Origin of the sequence: Mesorhizobium sp. M0227, assembly GCF_040321855.1 — a bacterium.
Taxonomy (GTDB): domain Bacteria; phylum Pseudomonadota; class Alphaproteobacteria; order Rhizobiales; family Rhizobiaceae; genus Mesorhizobium.
Window position 1 is genome coordinate 1 of sequence record NZ_JAMYSJ010000047.1, and the last position, 16,544, is coordinate 16,544.

The window sequence follows — 16,544 nt, forward strand, 5'->3', positions numbered from 1 at the left end:
TCGTCGAAACCATCGAGGCAGCCGAATGCAAGAACTACTTCGAAAACGCAGGCTACGCTTCCGTCAAAATATGAAACGCTCTAGACCTGCTGGAGACACATTTGGCTTCAAAGTTGATGGCATTTACTTCGATGTGGGTGACAGCGCCGGATGGCTGGACCGGCAAGATGGAGATATCCTTCTGACGGCTTTCGTTACAGCTTTTCCTGATCCCAACAACGAAGATGGCATTCGCGAAGAGCGGTCAGTGGTAGTGAAGCGTCCCCGCCCCTGATTTCAGATTGCCCCTGCGTTGCGTTGACACCGCTGCCCGCAAAAGCCTAAATCCGGTTCAGATGGTCTCTTGCCCGCAACGGCAAGAGCTAAGAGGGAATGCGGTGCGGGGCAAAATCCCAAATCCGCGGCTGTCCCCGCAACTGTAAGCGAAGAGCCAAGGCCGAAAGCCACTGGGGAGTTCCCGGGAAGGCGGCTACCAAGGCGATGACCCGCGAGCCAGGAGACCTGCCGTCTGCGACTTTAGAATCCGATCGCCCGGCGGGTTTCCGGGCAAGGAGCCCGATCTTGGACCACGACAGCAGTTTTTCGGCTGGCACAGCGGATATTTCGTCCGGCCATGATGATGCCTTGGCCGGCGTCACCATCATCGTCTGCGCCTCCTGCCGCGATGAGACCGGCGCCGACGCTCATCCCCGCGCCGGCGAATTGCTGGCGGACGACACGCGCCGCGCCGCATCCGGCGACGACATCCGCATCCGCAGCGTCGAATGCCTCGGCAATTGCAAGCGCCGCCTCAGCGCCGCCATCCTGCGCGACGGGTGCTGGAGCTATGTCTTCGGCGACCTGACCACGACCAGCGGCGCCGACCTCGTGACAGGCGCCAAGCTCTTCGCCACCTCGAAGGACGGCCTGATTCCATGGCGCGGCCGCCCCGATAGCCTGAAGCGTGGCCTCGTTGCCCGCATCCCTCCCTTAGACCTGCTGAAGGATTGACCATGACTGCCCCAGATTCGCCTGCGAACCTCTCCCGCGTTCCCTGCACCGTCGTCACCGGCTTCCTCGGCGCCGGCAAGACGACGCTGGTCCGCCATCTCCTGGAAAACGCCGGCGGCAAGCGCATTGCCATCATTGTCAACGAATTCGGCGACATCGGCATCGATGGCGAGATCCTCAAGGGCTGCGGCATAGACACCTGCCCGGAGGAAAACATCGTCGAACTGGCCAATGGCTGCATCTGCTGCACCGTCGCCGACGATTTCGTCCCGGCGCTCGACAAGATCCTCGCGCTGACGCCGAGGGTCGACCACATCCTGATCGAGACTTCGGGCCTGGCGCTGCCCAAGCCGCTGGTCCAGGCGTTTCAATGGCCGAGCGTAAAGAGCCGCGTCACAGTCGACGGCGTCATCGCCGTGGTCGACGGGCCGGCATTGGCCGAAGGCCGCGTCGCCAACGACATGGATGCTTTGCAGGCGCAGCGCGCCGGGGACGAGACGCTCGACCATGACGATCCGGTGGAAGAAGTGTTCGAGGATCAGATCGCCTGCGCCGACCTGATCATCCTGTCGAAAAGCGACCTGATGGACGCCGCCGGCACCGCCCGCGCCAACGCCATCATTGGCGAACACTCCGCCCGCGCCGTGAAGATCGTGCCGACGTCGCATGGCAAGGTCGATCCCTCCGTGCTGCTCGGGCTCGGTCTCGCCGTCGAGGACGACATCGAAAACCGCAAGTCCCACCATGACGGCGCATTCGACCACGAACATGACGACTTCGACACGTTCATTGTCGACATTGCCTCGATCGCCAATCCCGATGAACTGGCAAAGCGTGTCGCCACAGTCGCCGAAGAAGAAAACGTGCTGCGTGTAAAAGGCTTCGTCGAGGTCGGTGGCAAGCCGATGCGGCTCTTGCTGCAGGCCGTCGGGCCGCGCGTCAATCATTACTATGACCGCGCCTGGACCGCGCAGGACGACCGCCGCTCGCGTCTCGTCGTCATCGGCCTGAAGGGGCTGAACCGCCCGGCGATCGAGCGTATACTCGCCGGCTGATCTCGGACACGGGTTGCGATGCACATCCTCACCACGACATCCGCCTCGCTCGACGACCTCGCCGAGCCGGTCGATCTGCGGCAGACGCCGGCGGATATCGTGGCCCTGTCCTTCACCGACAGCGACCTCGCCGGACTGGCGGCAGCCTGGAAGGCCGATGCCGGCCGCCTGCCCTCGATGCGGCTGGCTGCCCTGCGTGACCTGCGCCATCCCATGTCCGTCGACCTCTGGGTCGACAGCGTCACCCGCCACGCCAAGGTCATCCTCGTGCGCCTCCTCGGCGGCTACGACTGGTGGCGCTACGGCTGCGACCAGCTTGCCTCGACCGCTCGCGCACACGGCATAAAGCTGGCGCTGCTGCCCGGCGAATGCCGCGACGAGGATCTGCGCCTGATCGAAGCCTCGACGCTGCCGCGCCAGGAGCTCGATGGCCTGCTCGACTATTTCCGCGAGGGCGGCCCGGCGAATATGAGCGCGCTGGTGCGGAGGCTGGCGCGACTGGCTGGATCGGATGCGGACGTAGCAGAGCCGGTTCCAGTGCCGAAAGCCGGGTTTTATGAGCCAGGACTTGGGGTCGTTGGTGATCCTTCACACCCCCCTCTGTCCTGCCGGACATCTCCCCCGCAAGGGGGGAGATCGGACTTCATCAAAGCCGGCTCTTTTCCCGTTTCATTAGAAGCTGACGCGTCCGCAACCTCGACAATTGGCGAAATCTCCAATGACAGCGCAATCTCCCCCCTTGCGGGGGAGATGTCCGGCAGGACAGAGGGGGGTGTGAAGGAACTCGACGCTGACAACGTCAACGCTCCTATCATCCCCATCCTGTTCTATCGCTCGATGCTATTGGCCGCCGATGTCGCGCCCATCGATGCGCTTTTCGAAGCGCTCCGCCAGCGCGGCATCAAGCCGGTTCCCATCTTCGTCTCCAGCCTCAAGGACCCCGCATCCCTGGCCTTCGTGGAAACAGCACTCGCCTCGCTGAAACCCGCCGCCATCATCACCGCGACCGCTTTCGCGTCCGGCGCCGAACCCGGCAATGAGACCCTGTTCGACCGCGCCGGCATGCCGGTCTTCCAGGTCATCGTCGCCACCACCCGCCACGATGTCTGGGAGACCAACCAGCGCGGCCTGGCGCCCGCCGACCTTGCCATGCATGTCGTGCTGCCCGAACTCGACGGCCGCATCCTGGCCGGCGCCATTTCCTTTAAGGGTGAGAGCGAGACCGATCCAGCACTTGGCCACCGCGCCTTTGCCAACCGGCCGGAACCGGATCGTGTGGCGCAAGTGGCTGACCGCGTCGCGGCCTTTATCAAGTTGCAAGAGACGCCCCGCGCCGAGCGCAAGCTAGCCATCCTGATCCCGGATTATCCCAGTGCCCCCGGCCGCACCGGCTACGCCGTGGGTTTGGATGTCCCGTCCAGCGTGCTGGCCATGCTGCAGGACCTCAGCGAACAGGGCTATGTCGTTGAGGGGATTCCGCAAACGCCGCGTGAGTTGCTGGCGCGACTGGGCCAGGGCGGGCATGGCTTGGCCTTGAGGGATTATGTGGAGTTCTCGAAGGCACTGCCGTCTGCAGCAATTGCTGCCGTAGATGCAGCTTGGAAGGCTGAATATGAGATAGGTTTGTGCGAGGCACCCCCCTCTGTCCTGCCGGACATCTCCCCCGCAAGGAGGGAGATCGGCAGTTCCGCCATCGGCGCTCATTCTGCGACGTTCGTAGCTGGCGAAAGCGGCAATGAGAGCTCAATCTCCCCCCTTGCGGGGGAGATGTCCGGCAGGACAGAGGGGGGTGCTCAAGCGCCAACCGCCGCCCACTTCCCCTTCCGCGCCGCCACCTTCGGCAACATCACCGTAGCCCTCGCCCCAGACCGCGGCCGCTCCGTCGACCGCCGCGCCGACTACCACGACCCGACGCTGCCGCCGCGCCATGCGCTGATCGCCTTCGGCCTGTGGCTGCGCAAGTCGCTCGGCGTCCACGCGCTTGTCCATGTCGGCGCGCATGGCACGCTGGAGTGGCTGCCGGGCAAGACCGTTGCGCTTTCGGAGAACTGCTTTCCCGAGATCGTCACCGGCGCCTTGCCCGTCATCTATCCCTTCATCGTCTCCAACCCAGGCGAAGCGGCGCAGGCCAAGCGCCGCATCGCCGCCGTCACCCTTGGCCACCTGCCGCCGCCACTGACCGATGCCGAGCTGGACGAGAACCAGCACAAGCTGGAACGGTTGGTCGACGAATACGCCCAGGCCGACGGGCTCGACCGCCGCCGCCGCGACCGCCTTGCCAAGCTGATCGTCGAGACGGCGCAGAAGACCGGCCTCGCTTCCGAAGCCGGCGTCGCCACGACCGACGCGCCCGACGAAGCGTTGCGCCGCATCGACGCCTGGCTCTGCGACCTCAAGGATTTTGCCATCAAGGACGGGCTGCATATCTATGGCCGCGCCCCTGAGGACGAGCCCGACGCCATGCGGCGCCAGAGTGCGGCAGCCGAGAAGGCGGCGCTGCTCGCCGCACTCGATGGCCGCCACGTCAAGGCCGGCCCGGCCGGCGCGCCCGCGCGGGGTCGCTCGGACGTTCTGCCCACCGGCCGCAACCTGTTCACCTCGGACCCGCGCACCATGCCGACGCCGACCGCCTATGATCTGGGCAAGGCAGCGGCGGAGGAAGTGGTGCGCGGCTACATGCAATCGCATGGCGACTGGCCGCGCTCGCTGGTCATCGATCTCTGGGGCTCGGCCTCACTGCGCACCGGCGGCGAGGAGATCGCGCAAGGATTGGCGCTGATGGGCTGCCGGCCGCAATGGGATTCGGCGACCGGCCGCATCACCGGCATCGAGGTATTGTCGCCGGCCACGCTCGGAAGGCCACGCGTCGATGTCACCTGGCGCATATCAGGCCTGTTCCGCGATATGTTCCCGACCCAGATCGCACTGATCGATGCCGCCGCCAACGCGGTAGCCGCCCGCGACGAGGACGATACGGAAAACCCGCTCGCGGCCAAAACCCGTGCCGACGGCAAGCTCAGCCCGCGCATCTTCGGCACCTCGCCCGGTACCTATGGCGCCGGCGTCGAGGATGTCTTGTCCTCCGGCAACTGGGCCGCGCGCGAAGAAATCGGCCGCGCCTATCTCGACGCCACCTCGCACGCCTATGGCGGCGCAGAAGGAGAAGGCATCTCGGTGCCCGGCGCCTTCGAAGGCCGCATCGCCGAAGCCGATCTTCTCGTCCACACCGGCGACGACCCCGGCCGCGATATCCTCGAGGGCTCCGCCGACGTCGCCTTCATTGGCGGGTTTTCGGCGGCCTTGGCAACCCTGGGCAGGCATGCCGACGTCATCGTGCTCGACACCACCGATCCGCAAAGGCCGAAGCCCCGCTCGGTAGGCGAAGCGGTATCGCGGGTGGTGCGCGCCCGCGCCGTCAATCCACGCTTCATTGCAGGCCAGATGCGCCACGGCCCACGCGGCGCCTCCGAATTTGCCGAAACCGTCGACCGGCTGGTCGGCTTTGCCGAAACCACACACGCCATTTCGGGAACGCTGATCGAGGCGGTTCATGACGCCTATCTCGGCGATCCCATGGTTCGCGCCTTCATCCTGCGCGAGAACCCCGCCGCCGCGAAAGTCATCGCCGAACGCTTCCTGTCGGCGCGCCGGCGTGGCCTCTGGCATCCCCTGCGCAATTCCATCGACGACGATCTCGCCGCCCTGATTGCCGAAGCAGAAGCGCTTGGGGTGGCGGCATGAACGCCTTCTCGCGTCGCGGCGCCTGCCCGGCCTTGTCGGCCCCGATGCAAACCGGTGACGGGCTTTTGGTGCGGCTCAACCCGGTTGCTGGAGGATTGTCGCCGAAGCTTTTGATCGGGTTAGCCGAATCCGCCTTGCGGCATGGCAACGGCATCATGGAAGTCACCGCGCGCGGCAGTCTGCAGATACGCGGGCTGACCACGGACAGCGCGGCGCTGCTGGCGGCGGAGGTCGATGCGCTTGATATCGCGGTGCGCACCGGCGTGCCGGTCGAGACCGGGCCGCTGGCCGGCATCGACCCGCAAGAGATTGCCGATCCCCAGCCGCTGGCCGAGCGGATCAGGGCGGCGATTGACGAGGCTGGATTAGCGCCGAGGCTGGGGCCGAAGGTTTCCGTGATTGTCGATGGCGGCGAGCAGTTGACCATGGATGCGGTGACGGCCGATGTGCGGCTGAAGGCGGTGCGGGCCAGCGCTGGCGTGCTGTGGGCTGTGTCTGTTTCAGGTGACGGCCAAAGCGCGAGGCCGCTTGCGACGGTCGATGACGATGTAGCGCGCGATATTGCCGTTGCGGTGCTCAGGATGATTGCCGAGAAGAGTCGGGAGGCGCATGCGAGGGATTTGACGGAGCGCCAATTGGTCTCTCTCGCAGGTTGGCACTCCGTCACACCCCCCTCTGTCCTGCCGGACATCTCCCCCGCAAGGGGGGAGATCGGCAGTTCCGACGCCGGCTCTCGTCCTGCAACATCGGCCGTGGACGTGACGTCGGCAATTGGCGAAAGCGCCGATGACGGCTCAATCTCCCCCCTTGCGGGGGAGATGTCCGGCAGGACAGAGGGGGGTGTGCAGGATCGCCGACCTATCGGTCTTTTCTCTTTATCGACCGACCACGCCCTCGGCATCGCCCTCCCCTACGGCAGCATGCCGGCGGACAAAATCATCTCTCTCGCCCAGAGTGCCCTCACCCTCGGCACCACCGAAATCCGCCTCGCCCCCGGCCGTGCCCTGCTTTTCCTTGGTCAACCAACCGCCGCCAACCAAACCCTTCAGCACACCGCCGCCACCCTCGGCTTCGTCACCGCCCCCACCGACCCGCGCACGCGCATCGCCGCCTGCCCGGGCACACCAGCCTGCGCCTCCGGCCGCATCGCCACGCGCGACATTGCCGAGACGATTGCCGCTGAAAATGCCGACATCCTCGACTTCACCCTGCACGTTTCCGGCTGCGCCAAGGGTTGCGCCCACCCCGGCTCGGCGGCGCTGACGATTGTCGGCGGCGAAAACGGAGCCGGACTTGTCGTGAACGCGACGGCAAAGGGCCTTCCTGCCGGCTACAGGCCGGGCTATGACGCCGCGCGCGGCATTGGCCGCGTGGCGGCAATGATCCGCAGCGCACGATATCAAGGCGAAACCGCCGCCGCTTGCCTGACAAGGCTCGGGCCGGTGGCAATCGCCGAGGCTTACCGACAGGCCCAAACTGAAAAACGGAAATGAGCATGGCCGCCTACGACTATATCCATGACGGCACGGCGATCTACGAGCGCTCCTTCGCCATCATCCGCGCCGAGGCCGATCTGTCGCGCTTCTCCGAAGCCGAGGCCGATGTCGCCATCCGCATGATCCATGCCTGCGGCCAGGTCGAAGCCGCCAGTCATTTCGTCTTCTCCACCGATTTCGTTGCCGCCGCGCGCACCGCTTTGGCGGCTGGCGCGCCGATCTTCTGCGACGCGGAAATGGTCTCGCATGGCGTCACCCGCGCCAGGCTGCCAGCCGGCAACGAGGTGATCTGCACCTTGCGCGATCCGCGCACGCACGACATCGCTGGGCAAATCGGCAACACCCGTTCGGCCGCCGCGATCGACCTTTGGGGCGAACGCTTGGCGGGGTCGGTGGTCGCCATCGGCAATGCGCCGACCGCGCTGTTCTATCTATTGGAAAAACTGCGCGACGGCGCGCCGAAACCGGCGGCCATCATCGGCATGCCGGTCGGCTTCGTCGGCGCTGCGGAATCCAAGGACGCGCTGGCCGAGAATTCCTATGGCGTTCCCTACGCCATCGTGCGCGGCCGGCTCGGTGGCAGCGCCATGACCGCCGCCGCGCTCAATTCATTGGCGAGGCCGGGCCTGTGAACGCCTTTCTCAAAGGCCGTCTCATCGGCGTCGGCACCGGTCCCGGCGACCCCGAACTGCTGACGCTAAAAGCCGCGCGCGTCTTGGCGGAAGCCGATGTCGTGGCCTATTTCGCCAAGCGCGGCAACAACAGCAACGCGCGTGCCATTGTCGAAGCGCAGTTCCGGCCCGAAATGACGGAATTGCCGCTGCTCTATCCCGTCACCACCGAAATCGACAAGGACCACGACGACTACCGGTCGCAGATCACGGCTTTCTATGAGGAGTCGGCCGAGAGGGTCGCCGAGCACCTCGAAGCCGGCAGGATGGTTGCCGTGCTGTCCGAGGGCGATCCGCTTTTCTACGGCTCCTACATGCATCTGCATGTCCGGCTCGCTCATCGCTTCCCGACCGAAGTCATTCCCGGAATCACCGCCATGTCCGGCTGCTGGTCGCAGACTGGTGTTCCGATCGTCCAGGGCGACGACGTGCTGACGGTGCTGCCCGGCACGATGAGCGAATTCGAGTTGACGCGCAGGCTGGCCGACACCGATGCCGCCGTCATCATGAAGGTCGGCCGCAACCTGCCCAAGATCAGACGAGCGCTGGAAGCTACGGCCAAACTGTCGCGCGCCGTCTATGTCGAGCGCGGCACCATGGCCGGCAGCGTCTCCATGAAGCTTGCCGACAAGCAGGATGACAAGGCGCCCTATTTCGCCATCGTCCTGGTCGCCGGCTGGTCCGGCCGGCCTGGCGTCTTGGGAGCGCAGGCATGAGCGGTCGTCTCACCGTCATCGGCCTTGGCCCCGGCAATGCCCATCAGGTCACCCCGGAAGCCAGCCGCGCCGTCGCCGAGGCCAAATTCTTTTACGGCTACAAACCCTATCTCGACCGGCTGGAGCTGCGCCCGGATCAGACCCGCGTCGCTTCCGACAATCGCGAGGAACTCGCCCGCTCCAAGGACGCCTTGATCAAGGCGGCCGAAGGCCACGATGTCGCCGTCGTCTCTGGTGGCGATCCCGGCGTGTTCGCCATGGCTGCGGCCGTTTGCGAAGCGATCGAGGCCGGCCCGGCCGAATGGCGCGCGGTCGACATCGCCGTCGTGCCCGGCATCACCGCAATGCTCGCGGTCGCCGCCCGAATCGGCGCGCCGCTGGGCCATGATTTCTGCGCCATCTCGCTGTCCGACAATCTCAAGCCCTGGGAGCTGATCGAACTGCGCCTGCTGGCGGCGGCCGGCGCCGGCTTCGTAATCGCACTCTACAATCCCATCAGCAAGGCGCGCCCCTGGCAGCTCGGCCGCGCCTTCGAATGCCTGGCCGCGATTCTGCCCGGCACCACGCCGGTGATTTTCGGCCGCGCCGCCGGCCGCCCGGACGAGCGCATCGAGGTCACTCTGCTGGCCGATGTCGAGGCTGAAAAGGCCGACATGGCGACCTGCATCATCATCGGCTCGCCGGAAACAAGGATCATCAAGCGCGCGGAGAAGCCGGCGCTGGTCTACACGCCGCGTTCGTCCACGGGACGGACAAAATGATCGATCATCGCGGCGAGTTGTTCGACGGTTTCAGCCGAAGCAACATCCGGCAAAGCCGGCCTGCGGATCATGACCAGCTCAATCCCAAGCGCCCGCGCCGCAACGATCTTGCCATAAGTCGCCGCGCCGCCGCTGTTCTTGGACACGATGACATCGATGCGATACTTTTCGAGCAGCGCGCGTTCCTCCGCCTCACGAAACGGGCCACGGGCCAGAAGATAGCTCGCATCCGGCACGGCAAGCTTGGGCTCGATCGCGTCGACGCTGCGGACGAGATAATGATGCTGGGGCGCAGCTTCGAAAGCAGCGACCTCTTGCCGGCCCAGCGCCAGGAAAACACGGCGCGGCGCCGGTCCAAGCGCTCGCGCGGCATCGCCGGATGTATTGACCTCAGTCCAGCGGTCGCCTTCGACAGGCTCCCAGCCGGGGCGTCGCAGGGCAAGGATCGGCAAACTGGCAATGCGCGCCGCTTGCGCGGCATTGGCGGAGATTTGCACCGCATAGGGATGCGTGGCGTCGATCAGCAGGTCGGTGCCCGTCTCCCGCAGATAGGCGGCCAGCCCATCGGCACCGCCAAAGCCTCCGCTTCGCACCGGCACGCCTTGCGCGACCGGGCTTTCAGTGCGGCCAGCCAGCGACAGCGTGACCGAGGCTCGCGCCGCCAGTTTCCCGGCCAGTTGCCGGGCTTCGGTGGTGCCGCCGAGGATCAGAATGCGGTGGGTCATCATGCCTGCTAGGGGTCAATCGAGCGCCGCCTGGCTCACAATCGTCGGCATCGGCGAGGACGGTTTAGCGGGTCTCGGCGACGAGGCCAAGCAGCGGATTGCCCAGGCGGAGATCATCTTGGGCGGCAAGCGGCACCTGGCGCTGGTCGCCTCCTTCGCCAAGGGTGAGGCTCGCACCTGGCCGGTTCCGTTCGATGCTGAGATGCGAGACGTACTCGCCCTTGTAGGCAGGAACGTCTGCGTGCTCGCTTCCGGCGATCCGTTCTTCCACGGCGTCGGCGCCACCCTCGCCCGCAAGGTCAAGCCGCAGGAGATGCATGTCATCCCCGCACCGTCGGCCGTTTCGCTGGCGGCCGCGCGCCTTGGCTGGGCGCTGCAGGACATCGAGACCGTCTCGCTGCACGGCCGGCCGCTCGATCTGATCCGGCCGCTGCTGCAGCCAGGCGCGCGCATTTTGGCACTGACCTCAGATGCAGAAGCCCCTGCGGCGATCGCCCGCCTGCTCACCGAACTCGACTTCGGCGCCTCGCGACTGACGATCCTGGAGGCGTTGGGTGGGCCAAGCGAGAACCACCGCTCGGTCCGCGCCGATGCCTTCGATCTCGAAAACATCAATCCGCTCAACGTGCTGGCGATCGAAGTTGAATCCGGTCCGGATGCGCGCGTCCTGCCGCTCACATCAGGGCTTGCCGATCATCTGTTCGAGCATGACGGCCAGATCACAAAGCGCGAAATCCGCGCCATCACCCTGTCGGCGCTGGCGCCGCGGCGCGGCGAATTGCTGTGGGACATCGGCGCCGGCTCCGGTTCTATCGGCATCGAATGGATGCTGGCCCACCCCTCGATGCGCACCATAGCCATCGAGACCGATCCGATCCGCGCCGCCCGCATTGGCCGCAACGCGGCCGCCTGCGGCGTTCCCGGCCTTGTCGTGGTGGAAGGCAGCGCCCCCAAGGCACTGGCCAGGCTGGACACGCCGGACGCGATCTTCATCGGCGGCGGCGGCAGCGATGCCGGTGTCTTGAACGCAGCCATCAAGGCGCTGCGCACTGGCGGCCGTCTTGTGGCCAATGCGGTGACGCTGGAGATGGAAGCCTTGCTTCTCGCCCGCCATGTCTCGCTTGGCGGCGATCTCACCCGCATCGCCATCTCTCGCGCGTCGCCGGTCGGCGCGATGCAGGCATGGCGGCCAGCCATGCCGGTCACGCAATGGAGCTGGGTGAAGCCATGATGGTCGCGGGCATAGGCTGCCGAAAGGGCGTGAGCGTCGAAGACGTGCTTGCCGCGATCGAAACCGCCCTCGAAGCCTACGGGCTGGCGATGACGGCCCTTTCGGCACTGGCGACTGCCGAGTTCAAGAAGAATGAAGAAGCGATCGCCGCCGCTAGCCGCGCGCTGAACCTTCCGGTCATCATCGTCGACGACGCGACACTTCAGGCCGCCTCGTCGGACACGCTCAGCCATTCCGAGCTCTCGCAAGAACTCGCCGGCACACCATCGGTTTCCGAAGCGTCCGCCCTTGCCGTCGCCGGCAAAGGCGCCAGACTGCTCGGGCCCCGCACGGTGCTCGGCCCGGTCACCTGCGCCATCGCCATCAGCGGAGATGCGCCATGACCGTCCATTTCATCGGCGCCGGTCCCGGTGCCGCCGATCTCATCACGCTGCGCGGCGCTCGGTTGCTGGCGAGCTGCCCGGTCTGCCTGCATGCTGGCTCGATCGTCGCGCCCGAATTGCTGCAGCACTGCGCGCCGGGGACAAAACTGATCGACACCGCGCCGATGTCGCTCGACGAGATCGAGGCCGAGTATGTCGCGGCCCATAAGGCCGGCCATGATGTCGCCCGTCTCCATTCCGGCGACCTGTCGGTGTGGAGCGCTGTTGCCGAGCAGATCCGCCGGCTGGAAAAGCACGGCATCCCTTATACGCTGACGCCCGGCGTCCCCTCTTTCGCCGCTGCCGCCGCCGCATTGCGCCGCGAGCTGACCATTCCCGAGGTCGCGCAAAGCCTGGTGCTGACCCGCATTTCCGGACGCGCCTCGAAAATGCCGCCCGGCGAAACGCTGGCCGGCTTCGGCCGCACCGGCGCCACGCTTGCCATTCATCTTGCCATCCACGCCATCGACCGCATCGTCGCCGAGCTCACGCCGCACTATGGCGGCGATTGCCCGGTGGCGGTCGTCTTCCGCGCCTCCTGGCCGGACGAGCGCGTGCTGACCGGCACGCTGGCGACCATTGAGGCGCTGTTGGCCGCCGATCCGATGGAGCGCACGGCGATCATCTTCGTCGGCCGCTCGCTGGCGGCGCAAGGTTTTGGCGAGAGTTCATTATACGACGCCCACTATCAGCGGCGTTTTCGCGGACGGGACGGATTGTGAGCGGCAGCACCAAAAACAACGGCGAAAACGCCACGCTCGAAAAAGCCTTGTCCCGGCTGAATTTCAAGCCGCGCCGGCTGGAATCGGGTCACGTCTGGCTGGCCGGCGCCGGCCCCGGCGACCCCGGCTGCCTGACGCTCGAAGTGTTGGCGGCACTGGCCGACGCGGATGCGTTGGTCTACGACGCGCTGGTTTCATCAGATGTCGTCGCCGTCGCCGAAAATGCCGAGCTTTTCTTTGCCGGCAAGCGCGGCGGCAAACCGTCGATGAAACAGGACGACATCACCGCCCTTTTGGTCCGGCTGGCGCGCGACGGCCGCCGCGTCGTCAGGTTGAAGGGCGGCGATCCCTATATTTTTGGCCGTGGCGGCGAAGAAGCCTTGGCGCTGGCGCGCGAAAATATCCCGTTCCGCGTCCTGCCCGGCCTGACCTCGGGCCTCAGCGCGCTGGCCGCGACCGGCATTCCCGCCACCATGCGCGGCATCAACAAGGCGGTGATCCTGGCCACCGGCCACGCCGCCGGCACCGATGACGATCTCGATTGGGCGGCGATCGCCCGCACCGGCCAGCCTGTCGTCGTCTATATGGGCATGGCCAACCTGCCTTTGATCGCGGCGGCACTGCTCGACGGCGGGCTGGCGCCTTCGACACCGGCGGCAGTGATCGTCGCCGCGACGACGCCGCAGGAACGAACCGTCGTCGCAACGCTCGCCACCATTGCCGAGAAAGCCGCAGCCGCCGGTCTCGCCTCGCCGGCGCTGATCGTCGTTGGCGGCATCGTCGCCATGCGCGCGGCCCTTGCGGGGCAAGCATGACGGCCCGCGCCATCATCATCGGCGCGCCGCGCTCCGGCTCCGGCAAGACCAGTGTCACCATCGGCATTTTACGCGCGCTCACCCGGCGCGGGTTGAAAGTGCGCGGCGCCAAATCCGGCCCCGACTATATCGACCCTGGCTTCCACACCGCCGCCACGGGACTGTCCGGCGTCAATCTGGACAGCTGGGCGATGCCGCCATCGCTGCTCAACGCACTCGCCGCGCAAGCCGCCGACGACACCGATTTCGTCATCCTCGAAAGCGCCATGGGCCTCTTCGACGGCATTCCGGCCTCGCCGGGGCGCACTGGGTCGGCGGCCGACCTGGCGCGGCTCTATGGCCTGCCGGTGCTGCTGGTGCTCGACGTCTCCGGCCAGTCGACCACCGCGGCCGCCGTCGCCAAGGGTTTTGCCACCTATGATCCGGACGTGCGCATGGCGGGCGTCGTGCTCAACCGGCTGGGCAGCGAGCGGCACCGGCGGCTGTCGGGCGACGCCATCGAGGCGATCGGCCTGCCGGTCGTCGGCGCCATCCTGCGCGATCCCTCGCTGAACCTGCCGGAGCGCCACCTCGGCCTCGTCCAGGCCGGCGAATATGACGACCTGATGGCGCATCTCGACCGGCTGGCCGACATGGCGGAAAAGTCGCTCGACCTCGACGCCATCATGGCCCTGGCGACACCCTTCACCCCGGCGCCCGGCAGCTTCGACGACGCGCTGGCGCCGCCCGGCCAGCGCATCGCGTTGGCCGAGGATGCCGCCTTCACCTTCCTCTATCCACATGTCGCCGCCTACTGGCGCAAGGCGGGTGCGGAAATCGTCCCGTTCTCGCCGCTTGCCGATGAAGCGCCCGACGAGGCTTGCGATGTCTGCTGGCTGCCCGGCGGCTATCCCGAGCTACACGCCGGCAAGCTCGCCGCCGCCGCGAATTTCCGCGCCGGGATGGCGCGTTTTGCAGCAACAAAGCCCATCCATGGCGAGTGCGGTGGCTTCATGGTGCTGGGCGAAGCGCTGGAGGACGCATCGGGCGAAACGCATGCGATGCTCGGCCTGCTCGGCCATGCCACCAGCTTCGCCAGGCGCAAGATGAATCTCGGCTACCGCGAGGCGCGGTTGCGCGCCGACTGCCCGCTGGGCTCACAAGGCGCGCTGATCCGCGGCCACGAATTCCACTATGCGCAGATGACGGCGACAGGCAATGACGAGCCGTTGGCCGACCTCGCCGACGGCCAGGGCAATCCGATCGGCGCCTCGGGCTATCGGCGCGGCCATGTCAGCGGCACCTTCTTCCACGCGATTGCGAGGGGCTAGAGCATGAAGTTCAAGAATCTGGCCCTTTCACCGCGGCAGGTCGTCGACGACATCGCGCTTTGCCTGGTCTTCTTCACAAGGCTGCCGCTGCCCGTTTTCGATTTTCGCGGCCGCAGCCTTGCCGCCGCGATCTGGGCAGCCCCCATTGCCGGACTTGTCGTCGGCCTGATCGGCGCCATCGTCTTCGCCACGGCGGAACGGTTTGGCCTGGCCATGGGGCCGGCGGCCGCACTTGCGCTCGTGGCAACCGTGCTCACCACCGGCTGCCTGCATGAGGACGGGCTATCCGACGTCGCCGACGGCTTTGGCGGCGGCAAATCACGCGGCCGCAAACTCGAGATCATGCGCGACAGCCGCATCGGCGCCTATGGTGCGGCGGCGCTGGGCCTGTCGCTGCTGATCCGCTGGAGCGCGCTGTCGGAACTCGTCGACCCTACACAGGCCCTGTTCGCCCTCCTGGCCGCGCACGCGGCCTCGCGCGGCCTGCTTGGCGCCTTCATGCATCTCTTGCCCCCGGCGCGGATCGACGGGCTCTCGGCCGACGCAGGCACGGTTTCGCAGGAAACCGCCATAGCCGGCGCCGTGCTCGGCGCGATCCCGCTCCTCTTGCTCGGACTGGGCGGGGCCGTTTTCGCGCTGATCCTGCTTGGCCTGCTGTTTGCCGCCTTCCGCGCCCTTTGCCTCAACCAGATCGATGGCCAGACCGGCGACACGATCGGCGCCTTGCAGCAGGCAAGCGAGATCGCGGTGCTGCTCGTCGCTTCCGTAGCGCTTTCCTGATCCCTTGGCCTGATTCCCTTTCGGAGACTTTGCCCCCATGCCCTTCAAATCGCTTAGTGAATTGCGCGCCGCCTGCCTCGATCTGCCGGCCGGCAGCGACACTGCCGCCAATGCGGTTGCGCGCCGCCAGGACACGCTCACCAAGCCGCAAGGTAGCCTTGGCCGGCTGGAGACGATCGCCGCCTGGCTGGCGCGCTGGCAGGGCCGCGACATGCCGAAACTCGACCGCGTAAAAGTCTTCGTCTTCGCCGGCAACCACGGCGTCACCGCGCAAGGCGTGTCGGCCTATCCCTCGGAAGTCACCGTGCAGATGGTGGCGAACTTCGCCGGCGGCGGTGCCGCCATCAACCAGCTTGCCCGCGTGGCCGGCGCCGAACTCGACGTCATCCCGCTCGATCTCGACCATCCGACCGGCGACTTCACGCAAGGGCCTGCGATGGATGAGAAGGCCTTTCTGACGGCAGTTTCGGCCGGCTACGACGCGGTGACGAAAGACCTCGATCTGATCTGCTTCGGCGAGATGGGCATCGGCAACACGACGCCGGCGGCCGCCATCTCAGCAGCCCTGTTCGGCGGCGGTGCGGAAAAATGGACCGGGCTCGGCACCGGCGTCGATGACGCCGGGCTGAAGCGCAAGGTAGTCGCCATCGAAGCCGGCCTGAAGCGCCACGCTGCCGCCCTTGCCGATCCGCTAGGGATCGCTGCCGCGCTCGGTGGCCGCGAACTCGCCGCCATCTTCGGCGCGACGCTGGCCGCCCGGCATCTCGGCATACCCGTACTGCTCGACGGCTTCGTCTGCACCGCCGCCGTAGCTCCGCTGGCCAGGCTGCATCCGACCGGGCTCGCCCACACAATTGCCGCGCACGTTTCGGCAGAATCCGGCCACCGTGGCCTGCTCGAAGCCCTCGGCCTGCCGCCGCTGCTCGATCTCGGCATGCGGCTCGGTGAAGGTTCCGGCGCTTGTCTTGCTGTCAACATCGTCCGCTCGGCGCTGGAGTGCCATGCCCGTATGGCGAGTTTTGCCGAGGCTGGTGTTTCGGAGAAGTAAATCCATCAAAATTTCAACGTGATTGAGCCAAAACCATAACGCCGCTTTGATTGTTCCATGA

Annotated in this window: 16 protein-coding genes and 1 riboswitch; of the genes, 15 read left to right on the forward strand and 1 reads right to left on the reverse strand. The window is 66.5% G+C overall.

What is annotated here, in order from left to right:
* The 8 genes from NKJ00_RS31195 to NKJ00_RS31230 all read left to right on the forward strand — a co-directional run.
* A partial coding sequence (locus NKJ00_RS31195; RefSeq protein WP_352632467.1) for a hypothetical protein occupies positions 1 to 274 on the forward strand: 274 nt, incomplete at its 5' end.
* 45 nt (positions 275 to 319) lie between these two features.
* Positions 320 to 523: riboswitch (cobalamin riboswitch) on the forward strand.
* Between the two features lie 38 nt (positions 524 to 561).
* Positions 562 to 990, forward strand: coding sequence for a DUF1636 family protein (locus NKJ00_RS31200; protein ID WP_352439823.1), 429 nt, complete (start codon positions 562 to 564; stop codon positions 988 to 990).
* 2 nt (positions 991 to 992) lie between these two features.
* A complete protein-coding gene (gene cobW / locus NKJ00_RS31205) occupies positions 993 to 2,045 on the forward strand; it encodes a cobalamin biosynthesis protein CobW (RefSeq protein ID WP_352612425.1) in 1,053 nt (350 codons plus the stop codon).
* Between the two features lie 18 nt (positions 2,046 to 2,063).
* Positions 2,064 to 5,786, forward strand: a complete 3,723-nt coding sequence (locus tag NKJ00_RS31210; protein ID WP_352612423.1) for a cobaltochelatase subunit CobN — start codon at positions 2,064 to 2,066, stop codon at positions 5,784 to 5,786.
* On the forward strand, positions 5,783 to 7,279 hold the full coding sequence (cobG, locus tag NKJ00_RS31215) for a precorrin-3B synthase (protein WP_352612421.1): 1,497 nt from the start codon (positions 5,783 to 5,785) through the stop codon (positions 7,277 to 7,279). Before NKJ00_RS31210 ends, cobG begins: the two co-directional genes overlap by 4 nt.
* 2 nt (positions 7,280 to 7,281) lie before the next feature.
* Positions 7,282 to 7,914, forward strand: coding sequence for a precorrin-8X methylmutase (locus NKJ00_RS31220; protein WP_128304427.1), 633 nt, complete (start codon positions 7,282 to 7,284; stop codon positions 7,912 to 7,914).
* Positions 7,911 to 8,669, forward strand: a complete 759-nt coding sequence (locus NKJ00_RS31225) for a precorrin-2 C(20)-methyltransferase (RefSeq protein ID WP_352612419.1) — start codon at positions 7,911 to 7,913, stop codon at positions 8,667 to 8,669. Before NKJ00_RS31220 ends, NKJ00_RS31225 begins: the two co-directional genes overlap by 4 nt.
* Positions 8,666 to 9,430 carry a precorrin-3B C(17)-methyltransferase gene (locus tag NKJ00_RS31230; RefSeq protein WP_023812398.1) on the forward strand — a complete coding sequence of 255 codons (765 nt, stop codon included), beginning with the start codon at positions 8,666 to 8,668 and terminating at the stop codon, positions 9,428 to 9,430. The genes NKJ00_RS31225 and NKJ00_RS31230 overlap by 4 nt, the downstream gene beginning before the upstream one ends.
* Here NKJ00_RS31230 and NKJ00_RS31235 read toward each other — a convergent pair.
* Positions 9,394 to 10,155 (reverse strand): cobalt-precorrin-6A reductase, encoded by a 762-nt coding sequence (locus NKJ00_RS31235; RefSeq protein WP_023812399.1) that lies wholly within the window; start codon positions 10,153 to 10,155, stop codon positions 9,394 to 9,396. The two genes, NKJ00_RS31230 and NKJ00_RS31235, sit on opposite strands and share 37 nt — an antisense overlap.
* A 1-nt stretch (position 10,156) precedes the next feature.
* Here NKJ00_RS31235 and cbiE point away from each other — a divergent pair, with 1 nt between their 5' ends.
* From cbiE to cobT, 7 genes are read left to right on the forward strand one after another with little or no spacing between them, the layout of a single operon-like run.
* Positions 10,157 to 11,386, forward strand: coding sequence for a precorrin-6y C5,15-methyltransferase (decarboxylating) subunit CbiE (cbiE, locus tag NKJ00_RS31240; protein ID WP_352632469.1), 1,230 nt, complete (start codon positions 10,157 to 10,159; stop codon positions 11,384 to 11,386).
* Entirely contained in the window at positions 11,383 to 11,769 is a 387-nt protein-coding gene (locus NKJ00_RS31245) for a cobalamin biosynthesis protein (RefSeq protein WP_352632471.1), read from the forward strand. Before cbiE ends, NKJ00_RS31245 begins: the two co-directional genes overlap by 4 nt.
* Positions 11,766 to 12,530: a precorrin-4 C(11)-methyltransferase gene (gene cobM, locus NKJ00_RS31250; protein WP_352632473.1), complete on the forward strand. Its 765-nt coding sequence runs from the start codon at positions 11,766 to 11,768 to the stop codon at positions 12,528 to 12,530. Before NKJ00_RS31245 ends, cobM begins: the two co-directional genes overlap by 4 nt.
* A complete protein-coding gene (cobA, locus tag NKJ00_RS31255) occupies positions 12,527 to 13,345 on the forward strand; it encodes a uroporphyrinogen-III C-methyltransferase (RefSeq protein WP_352439813.1) in 819 nt (272 codons plus the stop codon). Before cobM ends, cobA begins: the two co-directional genes overlap by 4 nt.
* Positions 13,342 to 14,655, forward strand: coding sequence for a cobyrinic acid a,c-diamide synthase CobB (locus NKJ00_RS31260; RefSeq protein WP_023812404.1), 1,314 nt, complete (start codon positions 13,342 to 13,344; stop codon positions 14,653 to 14,655). The genes cobA and NKJ00_RS31260 overlap by 4 nt, the downstream gene beginning before the upstream one ends.
* Before the next feature lie 3 nt (positions 14,656 to 14,658).
* Positions 14,659 to 15,435, forward strand: coding sequence for an adenosylcobinamide-GDP ribazoletransferase (gene cobS / locus NKJ00_RS31265; RefSeq protein WP_352632475.1), 777 nt, complete (start codon positions 14,659 to 14,661; stop codon positions 15,433 to 15,435).
* 37 nt (positions 15,436 to 15,472) lie between these two features.
* The gene (gene cobT, locus NKJ00_RS31270) at positions 15,473 to 16,483 is read left to right on the forward strand and encodes a nicotinate-nucleotide--dimethylbenzimidazole phosphoribosyltransferase (RefSeq protein ID WP_352632477.1); all 1,011 of its coding nucleotides are present in this window, start codon (positions 15,473 to 15,475) and stop codon (positions 16,481 to 16,483) included.
* Positions 16,484 to 16,544 lie beyond the last annotated feature (61 nt).